Source organism: Kocuria sp. CCUG 69068 (genome assembly GCF_020833785.1).
Taxonomy (GTDB): Bacteria; Actinomycetota; Actinomycetes; order Actinomycetales; family Micrococcaceae; genus Kocuria; species Kocuria rosea.
In genome coordinates, this window is record NZ_PDDL01000018.1 from 1 (window position 1) to 19441 (window position 19441).

24 protein-coding genes and 2 pseudogenes are annotated in these 19441 nt (G+C 67.9%); 16 read left to right on the forward strand and 10 right to left on the reverse strand.

Annotated elements, in window-relative coordinates:
• Nucleotides 1-125 precede the first annotated feature (125 nt).
• From CRM73_RS05520 to CRM73_RS05540, 5 genes and pseudogenes are all read left to right on the forward strand, one after another.
• Nucleotides 126-344, forward strand: a pseudogene (locus tag CRM73_RS05520) (integrase core domain-containing protein); the annotation flags it as partial.
• A gap of 356 nt (nucleotides 345-700) precedes the next feature.
• Nucleotides 701-922 (forward strand): annotated as a pseudogene (locus CRM73_RS05525) (IS5/IS1182 family transposase); the annotation flags it as partial.
• Nucleotides 923-1067: 145 nt separating this feature from the next.
• Nucleotides 1068-1400: a hypothetical protein gene (locus CRM73_RS05530; RefSeq protein ID WP_229587081.1), complete on the forward strand. Its 333-nt coding sequence runs from the start codon at nucleotides 1068-1070 to the stop codon at nucleotides 1398-1400.
• 19 nt (nucleotides 1401-1419) lie between these two features.
• Nucleotides 1420-2166 (forward strand): hypothetical protein, encoded by a 747-nt coding sequence (locus CRM73_RS05535; protein WP_229587082.1) that lies wholly within the window; start codon nucleotides 1420-1422, stop codon nucleotides 2164-2166.
• A 323-nt stretch (nucleotides 2167-2489) separates the two neighbouring features.
• Complete coding sequence (locus tag CRM73_RS05540; RefSeq protein ID WP_229587083.1) at nucleotides 2490-2816, forward strand: hypothetical protein; 327 nt, start codon at nucleotides 2490-2492, stop codon at nucleotides 2814-2816.
• Between the two features lie 149 nt (nucleotides 2817-2965).
• Here CRM73_RS05540 and CRM73_RS05545 read toward each other — a convergent pair whose 3' ends face one another.
• Nucleotides 2966-3856, reverse strand: a complete 891-nt coding sequence (locus CRM73_RS05545; RefSeq protein WP_370658524.1) for an ISL3 family transposase — start codon at nucleotides 3854-3856, stop codon at nucleotides 2966-2968.
• 1 nt (nucleotide 3857) lies between these two features.
• A complete protein-coding gene (locus CRM73_RS19915) occupies nucleotides 3858-4241 on the reverse strand; it encodes a transposase family protein (RefSeq protein ID WP_370658525.1) in 384 nt (127 codons plus the stop codon).
• Between the two features lie 178 nt (nucleotides 4242-4419).
• Here CRM73_RS19915 and CRM73_RS05550 point away from each other — a divergent pair, with 178 nt between their 5' ends.
• The 3 genes from CRM73_RS05550 to CRM73_RS05560 all read left to right on the forward strand — a co-directional run bounded on the left by CRM73_RS05550 (nucleotide 4420) and on the right by CRM73_RS05560 (nucleotide 6690).
• Complete coding sequence (locus CRM73_RS05550) at nucleotides 4420-5031, forward strand: sigma-70 family RNA polymerase sigma factor (protein ID WP_229587084.1); 612 nt, start codon at nucleotides 4420-4422, stop codon at nucleotides 5029-5031.
• 368 nt (nucleotides 5032-5399) lie between these two features.
• Complete coding sequence (locus CRM73_RS05555; RefSeq protein ID WP_229587085.1) at nucleotides 5400-6065, forward strand: hypothetical protein; 666 nt, start codon at nucleotides 5400-5402, stop codon at nucleotides 6063-6065.
• Nucleotides 6066-6159: 94 nt separating this feature from the next.
• Nucleotides 6160-6690 (forward strand): hypothetical protein, encoded by a 531-nt coding sequence (locus CRM73_RS05560; RefSeq protein WP_229587086.1) that lies wholly within the window; start codon nucleotides 6160-6162, stop codon nucleotides 6688-6690.
• Between the two features lie 41 nt (nucleotides 6691-6731).
• On the opposite strand, the gene CRM73_RS05565 is transcribed toward CRM73_RS05560, so the two are convergent.
• Nucleotides 6732-7073, reverse strand: a complete 342-nt coding sequence (locus CRM73_RS05565; RefSeq protein WP_229587087.1) for an antibiotic biosynthesis monooxygenase — start codon at nucleotides 7071-7073, stop codon at nucleotides 6732-6734.
• 107 nt (nucleotides 7074-7180) lie between these two features.
• On the opposite strand from CRM73_RS05565, the gene CRM73_RS05570 reads away from it, so the two are divergent.
• The 3 genes from CRM73_RS05570 (at nucleotide 7181) to CRM73_RS05580 (ending at nucleotide 9319) form a co-directional block, all read left to right on the forward strand.
• A complete protein-coding gene (locus CRM73_RS05570; RefSeq protein WP_229587088.1) occupies nucleotides 7181-7822 on the forward strand; it encodes a GNAT family N-acetyltransferase in 642 nt (213 codons plus the stop codon).
• Between the two features lie 170 nt (nucleotides 7823-7992).
• Nucleotides 7993-8619 carry a hypothetical protein gene (locus CRM73_RS05575; protein WP_229587089.1) on the forward strand — a complete coding sequence of 209 codons (627 nt, stop codon included), beginning with the start codon at nucleotides 7993-7995 and terminating at the stop codon, nucleotides 8617-8619.
• Nucleotides 8620-8908: 289 nt separating this feature from the next.
• Nucleotides 8909-9319, forward strand: a complete 411-nt coding sequence (locus tag CRM73_RS05580) for a hypothetical protein (protein ID WP_229587090.1) — start codon at nucleotides 8909-8911, stop codon at nucleotides 9317-9319.
• A 67-nt stretch (nucleotides 9320-9386) separates the two neighbouring features.
• Here the strand turns inward: CRM73_RS05580 and CRM73_RS05585 are convergent, their stop codons facing one another.
• From CRM73_RS05585 to CRM73_RS05600, 4 genes are all read right to left on the reverse strand, one after another.
• Nucleotides 9387-9956, reverse strand: coding sequence for a hypothetical protein (locus CRM73_RS05585; protein ID WP_229587091.1), 570 nt, complete (start codon nucleotides 9954-9956; stop codon nucleotides 9387-9389).
• Nucleotides 9957-9966: 10 nt separating this feature from the next.
• Nucleotides 9967-10467, reverse strand: coding sequence for a hypothetical protein (locus CRM73_RS05590; RefSeq protein WP_229587092.1), 501 nt, complete (start codon nucleotides 10465-10467; stop codon nucleotides 9967-9969).
• Nucleotides 10468-10545: 78 nt separating this feature from the next.
• A complete protein-coding gene (locus CRM73_RS05595) occupies nucleotides 10546-10767 on the reverse strand; it encodes a hypothetical protein (protein WP_229587093.1) in 222 nt (73 codons plus the stop codon).
• A gap of 286 nt (nucleotides 10768-11053) precedes the next feature.
• Nucleotides 11054-11533 carry a hypothetical protein gene (locus CRM73_RS05600; RefSeq protein ID WP_229587095.1) on the reverse strand — a complete coding sequence of 160 codons (480 nt, stop codon included), beginning with the start codon at nucleotides 11531-11533 and terminating at the stop codon, nucleotides 11054-11056.
• Between the two features lie 369 nt (nucleotides 11534-11902).
• Here CRM73_RS05600 and CRM73_RS19725 point away from each other — a divergent pair, with 369 nt between their 5' ends.
• Nucleotides 11903-12037: a hypothetical protein gene (locus CRM73_RS19725; protein ID WP_255662490.1), complete on the forward strand. Its 135-nt coding sequence runs from the start codon at nucleotides 11903-11905 to the stop codon at nucleotides 12035-12037.
• Nucleotides 12038-12257: 220 nt separating this feature from the next.
• On the opposite strand, the gene CRM73_RS05605 is transcribed toward CRM73_RS19725, so the two are convergent.
• Nucleotides 12258-12509, reverse strand: coding sequence for a helix-turn-helix transcriptional regulator (locus CRM73_RS05605; RefSeq protein ID WP_229587097.1), 252 nt, complete (start codon nucleotides 12507-12509; stop codon nucleotides 12258-12260).
• Entirely contained in the window at nucleotides 12506-13144 is a 639-nt protein-coding gene (locus CRM73_RS05610; RefSeq protein ID WP_229587098.1) for a hypothetical protein, read from the reverse strand. Before CRM73_RS05610 ends, CRM73_RS05605 begins: the two co-directional genes overlap by 4 nt.
• A gap of 484 nt (nucleotides 13145-13628) precedes the next feature.
• Here CRM73_RS05610 and CRM73_RS05615 point away from each other — a divergent pair, with 484 nt between their 5' ends.
• The 4 genes from CRM73_RS05615 to CRM73_RS05630 all read left to right on the forward strand — a co-directional run bounded on the left by CRM73_RS05615 (nucleotide 13629) and on the right by CRM73_RS05630 (nucleotide 18708).
• Entirely contained in the window at nucleotides 13629-15086 is a 1458-nt protein-coding gene (locus tag CRM73_RS05615; protein ID WP_229587116.1) for an L-lactate permease, read from the forward strand.
• A 252-nt stretch (nucleotides 15087-15338) separates the two neighbouring features.
• Nucleotides 15339-16490 (forward strand): AI-2E family transporter, encoded by a 1152-nt coding sequence (locus CRM73_RS05620; RefSeq protein ID WP_229587099.1) that lies wholly within the window; start codon nucleotides 15339-15341, stop codon nucleotides 16488-16490.
• Between the two features lie 544 nt (nucleotides 16491-17034).
• Nucleotides 17035-18078: an NAD(P)-dependent alcohol dehydrogenase gene (locus CRM73_RS05625; protein WP_229587100.1), complete on the forward strand. Its 1044-nt coding sequence runs from the start codon at nucleotides 17035-17037 to the stop codon at nucleotides 18076-18078.
• A 60-nt stretch (nucleotides 18079-18138) separates the two neighbouring features.
• Nucleotides 18139-18708, forward strand: coding sequence for a DapH/DapD/GlmU-related protein (locus tag CRM73_RS05630; protein ID WP_115163155.1), 570 nt, complete (start codon nucleotides 18139-18141; stop codon nucleotides 18706-18708).
• A 75-nt stretch (nucleotides 18709-18783) separates the two neighbouring features.
• On the opposite strand, the gene CRM73_RS05635 is transcribed toward CRM73_RS05630, so the two are convergent.
• Complete coding sequence (locus CRM73_RS05635; protein WP_115163154.1) at nucleotides 18784-19425, reverse strand: isochorismatase family protein; 642 nt, start codon at nucleotides 19423-19425, stop codon at nucleotides 18784-18786.
• Nucleotides 19426-19441: the final 16 nt, after the last annotated feature.

Here is a 19441-nt window from a genome sequence, read left to right on the forward strand (position 1 = left end):
CAACGCTTCTACCCCCGAAATCGCCTTGCCAGACGATTCGAACGGTAGAGCTGGTGGGTCGAGGGTGGGGCCCAATCAGAGCATCAAAACCGCTCCAGGTGGGGCCACTTCAGGCTGGCACACTCACCCGCCCCTACCGGCCCCAGACCAACGGCAAGATCGAACGCTTCCACCGCACCCTGGCCGACGGCTGGGCCTACGCCCGGTTCTACCCCTCCACGGCAGAGCGCGACGATGCCCTACCGGGCTGGCTGCACTTCTACAATCATCATCGAGCCCACTCCGCACTTGGAGGCCAGCCACCGGTCACCCGCCTGACCAACCTCCCTGGACATCACAACTAGCCCAGGCTGGGGGCATAGAAAAAGCCGGGCGGCCGCCCGGCTTTTTCTTCTGGGAGGCGCGGCCTGGTCAACCAGGCCTCCCGGGAAACGGTGGGTGTGAGCACGCCAGTTCCCGCCTCCAGTATCCGCCACCCGCCAATCCGTTCGCAAAAGTGACGACGATCTGTGAACGAGAGCTCCCACAACACTGCGATCTGTCGGTTCACACCGGGGACGGTTCGGGGCGACAACTCGGGTCTTGTGCTCCTCGATGTTGCTGGTGCGTGGTCGACCGGGCTTCATGTTCGTTCCGCCTGACCCGATCGCAGGAGCGTGGCCCCGACACACCGGCCGGTGTCTGCTGCGCCCTGTGCAGGCTTCCGACCGACAAGGGCTACCAGGGCGCCGGGATCGGGGTGCACACCCCGATCAAGGGCTTCCACCTCGAAATCGACAGCCGGGCCTACAACGAGCTGGTCAGCGGCATGTGCGCCATCGGGGAACGCTCCAACGCGCTGCTGGGCCAACGCTGGGCCGCCCTGCGCCACGTCAGCCTCTCACCCTCACGCATCGGGGACATCGTCGCTGCCGCTCTCGTGCCAACGAGCCGTGAGCGTGGAACCCGGCAAGAAGACATCGTTGTGGATCTAGACGGAAGTCATGGATTTGACTTTGCGAACGCCTTAGGGTTGCGGCACGCTTCACCGGGTCGGCGGGGCGACCTCCCAGCTTGAGGAGCACGTCATGCGTCACAAGATCGTTCGAGGACTGGCTGCGGCTGGTTTCGCCGCCGTCATGAGTCTTACTTCCCTCGCGCCGGCCGCATCGGCTACCGTGCCCGCGGCCACCGTCGGGTCTGCCGCGCTCCAGGGCGGGGAGTACGCTCCCATGGACCACAACCTGATCTGGATCCCTTGGGACGACACCATCTACTCCAGCTACAGCGCCTGCATGCGGCGCGGGGCCTACCTGGCCGGGGTCTACACCGACATCGTGGACTACCAATGCCGCAACCGGTCCACGGTCAATGTCCGTCCGACACGATTTGGGATGATGCTGGAGGTCAAGCGCTCCTAGGAACGTGGAGGAACCAGCGGTGGACAGTCACTCGAAGGACACACGGTTCGATCACCTGGTCCTGGCCGACGGGCAGAAGGCGGTGGCTACCGGGCGTCTGGTGCGCGTGCAGCAGGAAGGCCTCGGGTTGGTGTGGTGGCACCAGGAGCCGTGGCCCGTCGATCTTCGTCTGCCCGCCTCTGCGCCCGTCGTCGTCTTGTTTCCCCGGGGGCCTGGTCGGGAGGAAGAGCTGATCGACCGAATCGGTCACCGGGTGCTGGCCACCGGGATGTGGTCCGACGGGAAGCTGCACGTGGACACCGTGACCGACATCACCCCGGCGGCGTCACCCCCGCGGTTGCCGGCGCAGTCACAGGATGCGCCGATGCACCCGGTGGACGAAGCCACCCGAACCGTCGAGAGCCCCCTGTTCGAGACCGGTGTCGTGCTGTGGCGATTCCGCCGGGTGGCCCCGGGTGGGGTGGAGGAGATCGTGGTTTCGGCCACCGATGTCGCAGCGGCCCGGCGAGCCCTTCTGCCCGTGTACGGTGGGCGCCTGCGGGTGTACCAGAGCCCGTGGACCGCAGACGACCTCGCACGCCTGGACGCCGTTATCGGTGCTGTCGAGCCCACACGGCGTCATGCCGGGGGGGGCGGGGTGAGCCCGGAAGGCATCGTCTACCGGCGCCTGCTGCTGACCTACCTCGACCAGCAACTGGCCACAACGCTGAGCGCGTTCCCGGAAGGCATGCTCAAGCTGGAGGTGCAGGCTCAACCACGCAGGTGAACTGCCAGTGACAAGGTCGTCGAGGGGCGACCGTGTGGCCCGCATCGCTGGGCTCATTTCATCGACTTCCCATTTCTGGGCCGCTGGCGCTCACCACCCTCAAGCGACCAACCCGGTGAGAAAATCTCACTGATCAGGATGTAAGCCGCAATTGCCCGTCGGAGGCACGTGCCTATCAGATTTACCCTGTTGTGGTTTGGGTTCTGTCTGCGCTGTGGACCGTTGGGCACCCCCAAGGTGGCGGAAATCTGATTGGCGGAGATCATAGGCTCAGTTCCAGACCAATTCCTCTCCACACCCAGACGCTTGAGAACGGATTACTCATGAAGACCACACGCTTCCTCGGACTGGCCCTCGGCGCTGTTTTGGCTCTGGCAACGCCGGTTGCTGCCTCGGCTACCCCCGTACCGGCCCCCATGAGCTCTGTCGGCACGTCCACTTCGGCGGAGTCAGCCGATCAGCAGGCCCGGGATAGGCTCAACGAGTTGGGCACCACCCAGACCCAGGCGCAGATCCGGGAGATCCTCAACTCGGACCAGCCGGCCGAGGTGCTCTACGACGTGGATACCGAGAAGTACCTGGCGGCCTACGCCACCGGCCCGGCCATACCGGAGTTTTCTCTGGATCCGTTTATTGCTCCTGCTGAGTGAAGCAGTAGGGGTGCCAAAGCGGTCGAGTACGCCGTAGGAGATTGCTGGAGGAGTAGGTAGGGCAGTCCTCTCTGCAAGCTTTTTGATGGGGCAGTGGCAAAAAGGGCATTCCCGGCCCTTCACAGATGAGCATGGGTAGGGGCCTTTCGTCAGGGCCGGTGGCCGCCGGCGGCGAGCAGGGCACGTAGCCGGTAGTTGTCGAAGTTCCGGAAGCCGCGGGCGACTCGGCGCATCGTCTCGATGACGCCGTTGATCGCCTCGGTGGGGCCGTTCGAGGCGCCGGCGGTGTCGAAGTAGGCCAGGATCGCGGCCCTCCAGCGGCGCAGGGTCCGCCCGAGCCGGGCGATCTCCGGGATCGGGCAGGTGGGGAACGCGGCGAGGATCTCGGCAACGAGCCGGCGCCCTTGCCCGGGGCGGGCGTGGTAGACGGCGCGCAGCTTCTGGTAGCAGTGCCAGGCCAAGGTGACCTCGTGGTGCGGGTCCCCGGCCGCCAGCTTCGCGTACAGGCGGGTGATCTGCTTGGCGGTGAGGTGTTCGGCGCCGATCTGCAGGGTCCGGCGGATCCCGTAGAGCGGGTCTCCGGCCCGGCCGCGGTGGCCCAGGGTGTCCTGCTGCACGCGGCGGCGCACCTCGTCGACGACCTGTCCACCGAGCTTGACCACGTGGAACGCATCGAGCACCGTGATGGCCTCCGGGAGCTCGTCGCGGATGGCGTTGGCGTAGCCGTGGAACGGGTCCAAGGTCGCGGTGCGGATCCCGCTCGTGAAGGTCGTCCCCTGCTCGGTGAGCCAGTCGCCGTAGGCCGCCCCCGTGCGGCCCTTGACCAAGTCCAGCAGCCTGGCTCGAGGTCGGCCGTCCTTACCGCGGGAGTGGTCCACGATCCCGGTGACCAGCCCGGTGCCGGGCGGGCCCACGTGGGACCAGACGTGCTCGTCGACCCCGAGAGCGTCCACCCCGGTCAGCCGGTCTTCAGCGGCCAGTTGGATTTCGATGACGGGGACGATGGCGTCCCAGACGGTGTTCCAGGCAACTCCGAGCATCTCAGCCAGGGCCGAGACACCGCGATGTCATGGGAGCGCAGCTGGGCCACGGCCCACGCGATCGCGCGGCTGGTGAGCTTGGCCCGAGGGCCGCCAGCGAATGGATCTCGCTGAAGGTCGAGATGTCGCAGGCGTCCTCGAGGCAGCGGTAGATCCGCTTGCGCCAGCGAACCCGCACCGGCGCCCCAGCACAGGGCAGGTCGTGGAGCAGGACCTGCCGCCGGCCGTGGCCGGTGGCGAGCACCGCGCAGGAGGGGCAGCCCACCAGCGTCGCCACGGTCTCCACCACCAGGGTGAACGAGTGTGGTCCGCGTTCCACGGCCAGGACGTGGACGTCGGGCAGGTCGAAGAGCGCGCACGCGGGCGCGCAGATAGCATGAGACACGTCGAGGCCTTCATGGATCAGGTTGCTTGGTCGCTACCCATCCTGGAGGCCTCGACCTCTACCCAGCCCTCACAACACACCCCTCGAGAAGCCCGCGCGCACCCCGCTACCCATGCTCATCTGTGAAGGGCCGCATTCCCATCCGGGAACCGATCCGGGTGACCGGACACTATGGGGTATGAACGGAGATCGGGACGCCTCCGATGAGGTGCTGTGGCGACGGGTCGTCAAGGGTAACGGGGATGCCTTTGGTGCCCTGTATGACCGTCACCGTGACCGGGTCCTGGGCCATGCCCTGAAGATCGTGCGCTCTGCTCACACCGCCGAGGACGTCACGGCCATCGTCTTCTACGAGGCTTGGCGCCGACGAGCCGACGTGCGGATCGTGAACGAGTCGATCCTGGCGTGGCTGCTGGTCACCGCTAACCACACGATCCGCAACCACACCCGCCAGCAGCGCCGGTACCAGCATTTCCTCAGTCAGCTGCCTCCACCGGCGAGCAGCACCGACATCGCCGAGGAGGTGGCAGAGGCCGACCAGCGGAGCAGTCAAGCGGCCGCGCTGCGTGCGGCGTTCACCCAGCTCAAGCCGCTGGACCGCGATGTCCTCACTCTGTGCGTGGTCGAAGAGTTCAGCGTCCGGGCAGCCGCCACCACCCTGGGGGTCGCTGAGGGCACCGTGAAGTCCCGACTGCACCGGGCCAAAGCCCGGTTGGGAAATCTGTACCTCGAGGTCGCCGGCGAGCACGCCATGGATGATCGACCCCTGTCCGGACGGAGGACACCATGAGGAGCCACCAGTTCCAACCGGATCGCAGCGAGGCACTACGACGCCAGCTCGTGGAAATGCCCGCACTCTCCGCCACCGGAGATCCCCTCCGGGACCTGGCACCGCCGCACACCCTGCAGGGCGAAGCGCCCCAGCCCACCCCACAGCATCCGGGCACATCTCGGGACTCGACGCAGAACCAGATAGGTCAGGTGACGCCGTTGGGGCGGCCACACCGGGGACGACGAGTGTTGCTCGTTACGGCGGCCGCCAGTGTGGGGATGGCCGTGGTGGGCCAGCTGAGCGTGACGGTGCAAAGCGCCCACGCGGCTGGTCTCCTGCGGTCAGCCGCGGCGCAGTCCACGGCTTTCGTGGACTTGGATCCGGGCGTGGGCCAGTATCTGCTCGTGCACAAGGAGGGAAGCTGGCTCGGGGCTCACGCCAACGCCACCGGCGGCACTGAGACGTTCACGACGGATCAGAGGATCGACGTCTACGTCCCTGATGAGCCCGAGGACGAGTGGGTGCTGGACCGCGAATGGGATGCGGCCCGTCCGATGCCGGCCCACGAGGAGACGATCCGCGCTAAGGGCGGTGAGTTCTATGACGGGATGCCGTGGACCGTGCCCTGGACGCCCTCGGAGCTGGAAGCGCTGCCCCGGGACGGGCAAGCCCTGCTCGACCACTTCGACGCCCAGTACCAAGGAGGCTCGGCCTCCCGTAATGAGGACAACTTCGTGCGCATCACCGACCTGCTCAAGACCGGGCTGGTCCCTGCCGATCTACGGGCAGGTCTCTATGAGGCTCTGGCGTTGATCCCCGGGGTGGACGCCACCGAACAGCAAGCCAATCTCGCGGGTGAGGTCGGCGTCGCCATCGGGCGCACCGAGCCGCTGCGCCTTGGGCAGAGGCAAGAGCTCATCATCGATCCGGACACCGGGCTGGTGATCGGCGAACGAACCGTGAAGACCTGGGCGGCCTTCGGGTTCGGCAGTAACGAGATCATCGGGCACACCGCCATCGACTACCAGATCGTTGACTCCGCCCCCGAGTAGGCCGGGTGACCAGTTCCCCAATGACGTCGCAATAGGGGTTCCTTAGACAATGGCAGGCAGTCCCTTCCTTGACCCCGGGTTCTACGGTGGAGCCATGGCATCTTTGCACCCGTTTAGAGGCGATGACTCGCGTACCTCCGGCGAGCAGGAGTTCCTCGAGGCTCTCGCCGCGTACATCGCCGAGTGGGCCGTCCCCGGGATGTCAGCGCAATCCTTCGAGGTGGTCGCTCGGATGCATCCGTTGGTGGTGATGACCCAGGTCTCGGGCGTGGACGTGCCGGCGGGGCGGTGCACCTTGCAGATCGGGTACTGGGACGACCATCGAGGATGCCGGGCCCTGGAAGGGGAGTGGGGGGATGAGTACCTGCTGGACAGCCACGTGTACAGCAGTGATGGGCTGACCGTCTTCGGTCTGCATGAGGAGCCGGGCACCTACGGGACCTTGGCCGGGAAGTGGTTGAAGCGCCAGCTGCAGCGGCGGGTGGATCGTCAGGACTGGATCCGCAAGGACAAGCTCGTTCGGTCCCGGTGGGTGCTGCCGGACACCGGGATGCGCGTGGCACAGACGATCGACACCAACTGGTTCATCCGCGGCGCCCCGGATCGAGTCACCCGCGTCCGCTGAGCTCCGGGTCGCCCCCACGCCCCAGTGCAGTAGGGGTTGGTTCAGTGGTGTTCTGCGCTACCGGCCCCGGTGCCGTATTGGCGTTCGACCGTGGCCACGCGCACGGTGTAGTCCGTATACCAGTCGCGGGCTCCGCGGTGCTGGACGCCCAGGTGCTCGGTGACCTGTTTCCACGCCCGGGCGTGCTGAGCGGTTTCCCAGTAGGACACCGTGATGCCGAAGCCATCGGCATTCCGGGCGCTCTCCACCGACAGGAACCCGGGTTGTTGCCGGGCCAGCTCGTCCATGTGCTGGGCGGCCTTGTCGTACCCGTCCCCGGGTGTGGACGCCGATCGCTGACTGGAGAAGATCACTGCGGTATAGGGCGGCCGTGCAGGAGTCATGCCTCCAGTATCAAGGGGGAATGCCCCCGGGTTTACCTGACTCCTTGACCTGCCGCGATGCACAAAAGGTTCCCAAAGGGGCCTTTCGCGATCAGTAATCTGGGGGCATGGACTTCCTGGTAACTCCCACGCTGACCGGCTCCCTGGCCACGCTGGAGCCGTTGGCGCTCGAGCACGCTCCGGAATTGGCAGAAGCTGTCCAGGATGGCCAGTTGCACCAGCTCTGGTACACCCGGGTGCCAGCACCGGAGCGGATGCGCGAGGACCTGAAGGCTCGGCTGGCCGCCCACGACGAGGGACGGGTGGTGCCGTGGGTGATCCGGCGCACCAGTGATGGAGCCGCCGTCGGAGTCACCACGTTCCTGAACATCCGGGCAGAGCACCGGCGGCTGGAGATTGGCTCCACCTGGATCGCCGCCTCGGCCCAGGGCACCGGGCTCAACACGCAGGTGAAGCTGCTGCAGCTCACCCACGCCTTCGAGACTCTGGGATGTATCGCGGTGGAGTTCCGCACGCACTGGCACAACCACCGCTCCCGGGCCGCCATCGCCGGCCTCGGCGCGAAGCAGGACGGGGTGCTGCGCAATCACGACCTATGGCGTGACGGGACGGTGCGCGACGTCGTCGTGTTCTCCGTGATCGACCGGGAATGGCCCACCGTCCGGCTCAGCATCACCGAGAAGCTCGCACGACGGAACTCATCTCCAGCCCCAGCCCAGAGCGGGACTTTCCGTAGGACAACGCCTTGAAGACAATGCGGCAAGGGTTCCCCTTCGATTCCCGGTAGCCGCGACGCACTCGAGCCTCGGCGAACGGTGGATCGAGCCCGTCCCCTTTGCTGATGCACACCTTCCCTTCTCGACGCCCATCAATGAGAGTGGGCGAGACAACCACAGTGACTGGTCGGGATGGTGCAGGCATGGCTGAGGGCGCGCAACGCCACGTTGGGCTGATCAAGACGCTGGGCGGAGCGCTGGTGATCGCCGCCGGGATCGTGCCGATTCTCGTGAACTATCCGTATTTGAGCAGCAGCGCGGGTGAGGACCGGACGATGGCATGGGTCGCGGCCGGATGTGGGGCAGCTGGCGTGCTGATGGGCCTATGGATCCTGCTGGCGCGCCGTGCGGCCGGCAAGCCACTGGTGGTGACCCAACGGAAGTGGCGTTATGGGGCTGCGCTCGTGATGACACTGCTGTGCACGGGCTTGCTCGTAGCAGCGCTCGACACACCGCAACACCAGGTCCTGACTGGTGTTCCCGCCTTGCTGATCGCCAGCGCTGTGCTGCAGCTTTTCGTGCCCCAAGGGTCGGAACAAGGCGACGTGATCGCGCTCAGTGACGCCCAACGTCGAACCTGGCGCAGGGCGATTGCCCGGATGGCAGGATTCGGTTTCCTGGCCCTCTGTGGAGCCGTCGCCCTGGCTCTGTCGGGCAACGTCTTCGGAGCCGGCTTTCTCCTGCCCTTCGCGATTTTGCTTCTTGTCTCCGCCGCCCTGATGAAACGAGAGTTCTCCCGTCGCCAGAACGAAGCGCCACAGCGAAGCTAGAGGCCATCCCAGGGAACTGCTGAAGCAGCGCCGATTCCCTGACCCGCCACGTCGCGGGGAGCACCGAGGAGTTCGTTGACGCCCTGCCGCCTCATTGCAGTACAGGTTCCAACGCGGGCGAGGACGCCTGGGGGGCTTGCTGGGGGTGTAGGTGGGGCAGGCGCATGATGCGGCGCTGGCGCGTTCGCCATCCTCGAGGTCGTGCGGCGTTCATGCTTCTCGGATGCATCCGGTTCTAGGGTGGGAGAACGGTTCTGGGCCGCCTGTGGACCCGAGGCGAGGACGACGCATGAACAGGTATGGCATCTTCGCCGCCCTGGCGGTCTGCGCAGCTCTAACCCTGTCCGGGTGCGCCGAATCCACCCGTGACCTCTACGAGGGCGAGCAGACGGAATCCGATGTCCTTCCACAAAACATCGCCGTCGATAGGGAGAACTGGGACACCAGTACGTCCCGGTTACTGGCCACACACAATGGACATGAGTTCTACGCCTTCGTTTCCACCACTGATGGTGATTGTTTGTTGACCTACGAGCCGCAGGCCCCAGAGAACTGGGTCGTGAGATGCGGCACTGCGGGGCCGCTGGGCACGATGGGGCCGACTGGGGTCAAGACGAAGTTCGACCCGGAGGGCCTGCCGGATGAAACATCGGCCGGCTGGACACGGCTCACACCGGAGCTGGAAGTCACCGGCACCTGAGCGACTGCATCTGGCGAATAGAACACCGACAGCGATCGCCCTCGCACCATGTTGCAGCAGGGATTCGTTAGTTGGCGTGGTCGTTGTGGTGCAACGCGCGCAGGTAGGCCCAGGGGTGCCGGGCGCGGAGAACGTGGATGACCGCCAGGATCCCGGCGAAGACGGCGAAGACGGCGAAGACGGTCCAGGCCGGCTGCGGCACGAGCAGCGAGGCGACCATCACCCCGGTCGTGGCGGCCACGGCGTAGGCGGCGGCCTCGACCCGTTGGCAGGCGGTGACACCGGCGGCGGCGCGGACTCGCGGCTCCGAGGGCACATCACCGGTCCGGGCGGCGGAAACCAGCGCGTTGCGCACCCGCTCCGCGGACACCGGCGGCAGGCCAGTGGGCCGCGGGGCGCGGGCGAGTCGAGCCAGGAGATGGAACAGGGCCAGGAGACCGAGCAGCAGCGCCGGCCACCACGGGGTGCGCAGTGCACCGGTGGAGGTGTCCAGCAGCCACCGCAGGGCCACCGGCATCGCGAGGACGAGGATCGCGGCGGCGGGCACGGTGCGGGCCAGGACCTGACCGACGGTGGGGGCCGGGGCGGTGTCGATCTGTGAGGACTCGTCGTGTGCGGGTCGGGGGCGGTCGTCCATGCTGTTCACGCTACCGGCCGCCCTCGGTGGTGGTCGTGGACCAGCGGGTGGCTCGCGTGCTCCGGAGGTGGTGCAGGCCTGCCCCCAGCAGCACGAGCATTCCGGCGGGCACGGCGTGCAGCACTGCGAGGTCCAGGGCTGCGGTGGCCCATCGGGCTGTTTCCCCCACGGTCAGGGTCATGCCCTGGGTGACACCGAGCACCGCGGTGTAAAGATGCGCGGCGAGCACCATCGCAGCACCGACGACGGCCCACAGTGCGACGGCCTGTCCGGTGGGCACCAGGCGGTATCCGTCGGCCACCGCCCAGAGCCCGGCCGGGAGGAAGGCGACCACGGCGGCGGCCTGTCCGGGGTCGAGGTGAGGGTTCCGGAGGAACCAGTCGGTGCGCAGCAGCACCTCGAAGCTCACCTGGAGGGCCACCATGATCGGCACCCAGCGCACCAGGAAATGCCAGATCCACCGGAGGGCACCGGCCCAGGGCCGGGTGGGCATCTGAGCTGGGGCATCCACGGGACGGGTTCCTTCCTGGACGGCGACGAGGTCCTCGCTCGATACGCGGACCTGGGGGGCAGGCGTCTTCTGGGGGGTCTACGGTCGCCGATTGCCGGGGTGGTCGCCGTGCTTGCGCACGTAGTCCCTGATGCCGGCTGTCACGCCTTTGCGCACCACCCAGTAGAAGATCAGCAACGAGAGCACGAACGTGACCAGTGGGAAGAGGAGAGCCAACAGGGGCAGGCTCCAGTCACCGGGAGTGGGATTGATCCCGGACGCGGCCAGGACGCCGGGCGGTGCGGCGAGATCTGTGAACATCGTGGTGAGCCTCCTCGGGTGGGGCTTCCCACGCTACTGAGACGCGATTGAACCTCCCGGACTGCGCCGACGCCCTGCGTGTCGTGCAGCCACCGTGGTACGACGACTGGAGTCCGCTGATCTCATCACTCCACAGTGCAGTAGGGGTTCCCCGGGTTCTTGCGGTGGACGGAAAGCGGGGGCTTGTACGGGTATGGGTGTGGATCAGCCCAGCACCTGCTCGACCGAATGCCTCAGCCGCGCGCCGGATGCGGTGATGGGCGCTGTCCCGGCGGATCGAGAAAAGTTACTCGGGGGCGGTCGTCGGTGAAGCGGACACACCCCAGTAGAGCTCCTGGCCGTCCGGGAGGACTTTCACGCTGAACGTTTCCGGCGTCGGCTCGTCGGGGATGCCGACGTAGGTGGTCGTGGTGATCGGAGGGCGTGGGCAATTACCTCCGCCGTAGTTGCCGCTCTCGCCGCTGAGCACGATATGTGCCGAGGGGTCTTCGACTGCAGTTGCAGACTCGGTCGGCTCGCAGGCCATCGTGATGGCGTACCACCCCGGCTCGACGTCGGGGGTCGAGTCGTTGGCATGGGCGCCGTCCGGGGTCGCGATGTTGGTCATGGAGAAGCCGCCTTCAGCTGGGACGGGCAGGGTGTCGGCGGTCCAGCTGGTGAGGTCGGGCTCCGGGGGTGATTCTGGTTCCGGTGACGATCCGCAGGCGGTGATGGCCAGTGCCATCGCGGTGGTGGCGGTTGCGACGGTGAACGTTCGGCTCGTCATGCCGGCCACCCTAGACGCTATGAGGCAAATCGTCGGTGATTTCTTCGAAGGAACCTCCTCGGGTTCACCTGACTTCTCGACCTACCTGGTTGCGGTGAGGGTTCCTGGGTGGTTCTGCTGGTGCCTGTAGCGTCTCGATCCGAGAGTTCGAAGCGGCGAGCTCTCGGTGCACGGAACGACTGGTGCACGCGAGAGAAAGGCGATGGCCAGGACTGCAAGGACCTGTGGTGGGCCCGGGCAAATCACTTGGTCCGCCAAGATTGACTATTAACGCGTGGGCAGTCCTGTTCTGATCCGGCGGATCCTTGGGGCAGGGTGGGGATAGGAGTTGCCGGTCGCGTCCGTCGTAGCGCAGGAGGGTTGCACCCCATGATCAAGACCAAACAGGAACCGCCGCAGGATCCAAGTTGGTGGTGGAGGATGGGGCATCTTCTGGATCGTGTGTTCGATGTGGTCAGCGTCGTTCCTCTGCTGGGTTGGCTGATCAGGATCATTGGTAGGTGAGGCCGCGATGATGAGATGGCCAAGAGGGCGGCGGGTGAGTTTGCCGGCGCGGTGGGGCTGTCATGGGCGGTCTCTTGGGCTCTAGGTTGGTGCCGGGGATCAGTCGGACCGACAACGAAAGCTGTGACGCAAGTTGATGGGTGGCGCGTTCGGCGTTCCGTTGAGTCTTCAGGTTCTTTGGACCGAGCGGGCCTGGGGTGTCGAGCCGCGCTGGTGTGTCTCATGTCTGGGTGTGCTGGGGAGAGATGGTGAGTAGGTCCCCGACCTCGCACTCGAGCGCTTGGCAGATCGCGTGCAGGGTGGAGAAGCGGATGGCTTTGGCGTGTCCGTTTTTCAGCAGGGACAGGTTCACGAGGCTGATGCCGACGCGTTTGCTGAGTTCGGTCAGGGTCATTTCCCGGGTAGCGAGCAGTGCGCTGAGGTGACAGGTGATCAGTTGTTGCTCGCGGTCCCTGGGTCGGTTCGTGCTCACACGAGGTCCTTGATGTCACGGTAGTAGTGGGTGCCGCGGGAGAGCACGGCGGTCAGCAGCAGCAGGATCAGACCGATGACGAACAGCACGGGGTTGAGGCTGTCGACGATGTAGACCCCGGGGGTGCCCACGCCGACGGCGTTGCCGCCGGCGAGCAACCCGGGCAGGGAGTGGACGGTCAGGTATTTGGCGTAGCCCTCCAGGATTGCCACGGTCATACCTGCGGTCAGGGCCAGGATCCCGGTGGCTGCCGTGGAGCGTTGCATGAACGCCCCGAAGGGCACCTGTCGGGCCAATCGGTAGCACAGCACCACGCAGGTTAGTGCGGCGATCAGGAAGCAGAAGGCACTGAGCAGGATCGAGCACCACATCAGAACTAGGGCCTGCTGGGGGGCCTCGGTGACCACTAGCCGCAGCCGCTCGGCGAACACGGTTACAGTCTGCGGGTCCAGGGAGCCGGGGGGAAGTTCGTGGGTGGTGGGGACGCTGATCTGGATATCACCTTGTGCGAGGGTGCGCAGGGGATACCCAGTGAGGAACAGGGCCAGTGCTGCGGCCAGCAGGACGGCGACGGCGCCGGACAGGGCGCCGGCCCATCGGAGGATGGACTGTGGTGTGCGTTGTTGAAGTTCCACCGGGGGACCCCTCACTTTTATGTTTATCGTTATTAACGAATATCATAATGGGGCGCATGAGGGCAGGACGGGAGGCGCCCATGCAGGGAGCCCGTCGATGCGGGCGAATGGGTGTCGGTCGCAGCCGCCCAATCTGGAGGGCAGGAGAAGCGGTTCGCGTGTCGGTCCGCTGTGGGCGTCCTGGCCTGATCGTCGTCGGCGCCTCAGTGGGACGGTGTGCGCCTGATGCCGTCACGCCAGGCGGGACATGGATCCCGCGCTCACATTTCTTAGAGCAACCGCACCTTGTGGGGCAGTGCTACTCAGCCAGCGCGACGTCCTCTTTATCGCTTTACATATGGCGGGCTACCGGCCGGGCTCAGGAGGCGGTGGCGCGGGAGGAGCTGTCCTCCGCATCAGTGCTCACCCGGACGCCGTCGGCGCGTAACATCGGCCGGTGACAGAGATCTGACAGGAGAAGTGTGGAGGTGGGCCGCCGTTGGACGTGCTCATGGCGGCCCTGCCCATGGTGCTGACCCTGGGTCTGCTGCTCGTGCCGGCGCCGCCGTGGGTGGCCCCCGCGGTCGGACTGGTCTCAGCCGTGGTGATCGGCCTGGCCTGGTTCGGCACCCCTGTGGCGGAGGTGTCCTCGGCCTTCGGCGAGGGCTTCTGGATCCTGGTCGAGGTGCTGGCGATCATTGCCGGCGGGATCCTGCTCTCCCGCGTCATGGACCGGACCGGCGCTCAGAAGAAGCTGGCCCGGTGGCTCTCGGACGGCGGCGGCCCCACGGTGCTCTCGGCGCTGCTCATGGTGCACGGGGTGGTGCCGTTCATGGAGACCGTCACCGGGTTCGGCGTCTCCGTGATCATCGGGCTGCCGCTGCTGCTGTCCCTGGGGTTCACGCCGTTGCGAGCGGCCTCGCTCTCGCTGGTGGCGCTCATGGTGGGCCCGTGGGGCTCCATGGGCCCCGGCACGCTCCTGGGCTCCCAGATCGCCGGCGTCACCCTGCAGGACCTCGGGGTGGCCTCCGGCGTCCTGAACGTCATCGCCTTCCTGGGATCCGGTGCCGTGGCCGCGGTCATCGCCGGCCGGGGACTGCCCACCTCCGACGGCCGGCCCCGACCCGCTGACTACGGCGCCTGGATCGGCATGGGACTGGTCTCGGGCGTGGTGCTGTCCGTCCTGGTCCTCGCCGCCAATCTGGCGTTCGGCACGGCCGTGGCCGGTGCGGTGGCCACCCTGGTGATGTCCGCCGGCTGGGCCGGCGTGATCAGCCGCGGGCGGATGGGGCCCGTCCCGGGCCGCGCTCTGGTGCCGTACCTGGTGCTGCTGGGGGGCACCATCATCGGGCAGCTCCTCGAAGGTCTGCTGCCGCCCGGTGGGTTCGGCGCGGTGCTGGGCTCGCCGGCCCTGTGGTCCATCACCGGCGCCCTGGTCGGCGTCGTCGTGCTCTCCTTGGACAGGGAACACCGGCGGCGACTGCCGCGGGAGATCCGCCGGATGTGGCTCCAGGTGGCGGCGCCGACCGGCCTGTACCTGGTGCTGGGCAGCGCGGTCTCCGGGGGCGGGCTGGCCGAGGCGCTGGCCACGGCGCTGACCGGGCTGGGGCAGGCCTACCTGTTCCTGGTCCCCGTGCTCGGTGGCCTGGGGGGATACATCACGGCCTCCGGCACGGGCGCCAATGCCATGTTCGGCGGCACCCAGGACGCAGCCGCGCGTGCCCTCGGCATGGACCCGCTGTGGATGATGGCCTCCCAGAACGTGGCGGCCGGGCTGGCCTGCCTGGCCAGCCCGGCGCGCATCGAGCTCGCCTACCGGATCGCCGGCCCACTTCAACGGGCGGACACCCCCGGGCCCGTCCTCACTCGCGGGGCCCTGGTGGCGAGGACCCTGCCCTTCGTGCTGGTGTGCTTGGTGCTGTGGGGCATCGGGAACCTGCTCTGGATGCCGGCGGCAGGCTGACTCCCGCTCCGAAGTCCACGCTGTCGACCGCGGGCCGGAGGGACGCCGCCCTGGACCAGCACGAGCAGCTCGTGCGCACCATCGGCCGCGAGCACACGGAGACCGCCCCTCGTGCCGCGGCGTCGAGCCGTCCGTCCTGCGGTCGGCATCGACCGGGCGCGTCGTCGGGTACCGTCCGGGGTCTTGGCATCGATGAGTCCGGGGCGCATCCTGAAACCAGGCCAGCGGCGGAGCGGGGGAGGGGCGATTCCGGTGACGCGTCCACGGCATCGCAGGATCTCGCATCCTCGTGACCTGTGGGCGGACCCGCTGGGGCGGGCGACCACCCGGGCCCTGCAGGGGCTGGTGCTGCTGAGCGCGACGGCGGTGGTGGTCTACGGGCTGATCCAGCTCAAGCTGCTGGTGATCCCGCTGCTGATCGCCCTGGTCCTGGCCGCTGCGCTGAACCCCCTGGTCGCCTCTCTGCGCCGGCACCGTGTGCCCGGGGCGCTGGCGACCTGGATCGTGTTCGTCGCCGCGATCGTGGTCCTGGGCGGGGTGGTCACCGGCATGGTCTTCGCGGTGCGCAGCGAGTGGGCGGAGCTGGTGGCCTCCGCGGTGGGCGGGCTGGACCGGTTGCGCCAGTTCGTGGTGGCGGGGCCGATCCCGGTCGGCCAGCAGGGCCTGGACGAGGCTCTGACCGCCGTCGTGGACTTCACGGCCAGCCCCAGCTTCGGTGCCGGGGCGCTGCTGGGGATCTCCGCGGCCACCCAGGTGGTCACCGGCGCGGTGCTGGTGGCCGTGATCCTCTACTTCTTCCTCCAGGACGGGGCCCGCATCTGGGCGTTCGTCCTGAGCCGTTTCCACGGTGAGACCCTGGAGAAGCTGCTGACCTCGGGCACCACGACCCTGCACGTGCTGGGCGGCTATGTGCGCGGCACCGCCGTGGTGGCGCTGCTGGAAGCGGTGGTCATCGGCGTCACCCTGCTGGTGCTGCGGGTGCCCCTGGCCCTGCCCCTGTCGGTGCTGATCTTCCTGGGCGGCTTCATCCCCATCGTGGGAGCCGCCCTGATCGGCGGCGTGGCAGTCCTGGTGGCCCTGGTGGCCAATGGCCCGGTCGTGGCGCTGGTGGTGGTGGCGGTGGTGGTGGCCATCAACCAGCTCGACGGGAGGGTGCTCCAGCCGATGGTGCTGGGCCGGGCCCTGAGCCTGCACCCGCTGGTGGTGCTGCTCGCCCTGGCCGCCGGCGGGATCCTCTCCGGCGTCGTCGGGGCCGTGCTGGCCGTCCCGCTGACCGCGGTGGGATGGGCTCTGATCCAGATCTGGTTCCCGAACCCCCGAAACCCCGATGTCCTGTCCCGGCCGGCTGCGCGTCCCGGCGTCCGGCTGAAGCCACCGGCCCCGGACGCGCCCGTCGACGGGTGACGGCCTCGGGGCGCCGCAGGACCGGCAGCGTCACCGGAGGACGGGGGCGGATGGACGCCGCCGACGTGTTCCCTTGCGGACCGATCCACCGCCGGGCGGCGCCTTTCTGCGGTCAGGGCGGCAGCCAACTGGGTTCATGACGGCGTCCTGCCGGTATGAGCCGGTGATCCGGGCGGGGGCCGGGCGGATGCACATCCGGATGTTCTACGGTGGCGAGACCTCCTCGGGGAGGTCAGCTCGACACCGCCTCCCATCACCGAGGACCCGCAGCGGGAGAACTCTCATCACCGCGGCGACGGTGAGCCCGAGCGCAGCAGCACCCCCGGGCTGCCACCAGCCACAGTGTGAACGGGGAAGCACCGACCCTGGGGTGCTCTCCCGGTACGCCCTTCACCAGGGACTCCCTGAGCTCTGCCGTTCCTGATGAGGTGGTGCAGTCGCTGATCCGTCGGGTCCTTCCCGCACGCTCGGGCGACTGCGCGGACGGGTCTCCCACCACGTCCGCCCGATCCGTTCCGCTGCCCCACCGCATCAGGAGTTCCCCTTGCTGACCGTCAACGCCTACGCCGCCCCTTCCGCCGACGCACCGCTGGAGCCGACCACGATCACCCGCCGTGCGGTGGGCCCGAACGACGTGCTGATCGAGATCGCCTACGCCGGGATCTGCCACTCCGACATCCACACCGTCAACGGCGACTGGGGACCCCAGCCCTACCCCTTGGTGCCCGGCCACGAGATCGTGGGCACCGTCGCCGAGATCGGCCCCGAGGTCACCGGTCACGCCGTCGGGGACCGCGTCGGGGTGGGGTGCATGGTCAACTCCTGCGGGCAGTGCACCAACTGCCGCAACGGGAACGAGCAGTACTGCGTCGAGGGCATGGTGCCCACCTACGGCGGGGCCGACCGGGACGGCACCATCACCCAGGGCGGCTACTCCACCCACGTGGTCGTCGACGCCGGCTTCGTGCTGTCCGTGCCCGCCTCCCTGGACCTCGCCGCGGCCGCCCCGCTGCTGTGCGCCGGGATCACCACCTACTCCCCACTGCGCCGCTGGGGCGCCGGCCCGGGCCGGAAGGTCGCCGTCGTGGGCCTGGGCGGACTGGGGCACCTGGCCGTGAAGATCGCCGCCGCGATGGGCGCGGAGGTCACCGTGCTCTCGCAGTCGCTGAAGAAGAAGGAGGACGGGCTGCGGCTGGGTGCCGAGCACTACTACGCCACTTCGGACCCGGCCACCTTCGAGCAGCTGGCCGGGTCCTTCGACCTGGTCCTCAACACCGTCAGTGCGGTGATCGACGTGGACGCCTACCTGTCCCTGCTCACCGTCGACGGGGCCCTGGTCAACGTCGGGGCCCCGGCGGAGCCGCTGAGCCTCAACGTCTTCTCCCTCATCGGCGGTCGGCGCACCTACGCCGGGTCGATGATCGGCGGCATCGCCGAGACCCAGGAGATGCTCGACTTCTGCGCCGAGCACGGCATCGTCCCGGAGACCGAGCTGATCTCCGCCGACCGGGTCAACGAGGCCTACGAGCGGGTGCTGGCCTCGGACGTGCGCTACCGCTTCGTCATCGACGCCGCCACCCTGGTCTGAGCCCGCGCCCAGGCGCTGGGCCTGCGGATCCCGCCGCCCGGACACTACCGAAAGGACACCATGGAACTGACCGATCTTCTGGAGGCGCTCGACGCCGGGCGCACCATCACGGGGGACTCGCCCCTGCACGAGGTCATGCACCGGGTCAGCCAGGAGGCCCTGCGCATCACCGGGGAGCTCAACGGCGGATACCGGGAACCGGCCCGGGTGCGGGAGCTGCTGGCCCAGCTCACCGGCAGGCCGGTGGACGCATCGGTGACGGTGTTCCCGCCCTTCCACTCCGACTTCGGGAAGAACATCACCCTGGGCAAGCGGGTCTTCATCAACTCCGGGTGCACGTTCCAGGACCAGGGCGGGGTGGTCATCGGCGACGACTGCCTGATCGGGCACAACACCGTGCTGGCCACCCTCAACCACGACCTCGCCCCCAGCCGCCGGGCGGACATGCACCCGGCCCCCATCATGATCGGCCGCAACGTGTGGATCGGGTCCAACGCCACGGTCCTGCCGGGCGTGATGATCGGCGACGACGCCGTCGTGGCGGCGGCGTCGGTGGTGACCAAGGACGTCCCGGAGAGGTCCGTGGTGGTGGGCTCCCCGGCACGGGTCGTGCGCTCCGTGAGCGACTGAACCGCGCCGGGTGCGCGCCTCTCGGCGGACGCCGGCCCGAAACCCCCAGCAAGGCCGGGCGGTCACGACATACCTCTAGGAACCGCTGGTGAACGCTTCTGCTCCGTTCATGGCCGAGGCGACGAGGTTGCTGCGGACCGGCGACTCGCCGCCGGCGACCGCTCCGATCCAGGCGTCCGTGGTGGTGACCGCGGCGAAGTTCGACTGCAGCAGCACCATCAGGGTGCGGTGCAGATCCTCGGCCGAGACCTGACCGGCTTCGTTGGCGAGGTGGATCGCGCCGGTGGCGTCGGAGAGGATCTCGGCGGCGAAGCCGAGCCCCTCGGCCTCGACCGCCGTCGCCAGGTCGCAGTTGTTGGTCATGTAGCCGACGATCGTGATCGTGTCGACGTCGCGCTCGCGCAGCCACTCGGCCACGTCGGTGCCGGCGAAGACGCTGCCGTACCCCTTCACGACCTGCTTCCACTGCCGGTTGTCGAGCTGCTCGAGATCGGGGTGGAGCGGATATCCCGTCGAGCCGGGCGCGAAGATGGGTGCGCCCTCGTCCGTCTCGTGCTGGACCATGACGACCGGCATGTCCTGCTCGGCGGCGACCTCGAGGACACGGCCGATGTTGGCGAGCGACTCCTCGCGGGGCGGGTACTGGATGGACATGGGGCCGTCGAAGTACTCCATCTGGGCGTCGACGACGATCAGGGCGCGGCGGGGGATGGTCACGGTGTCTCCTCTGGAA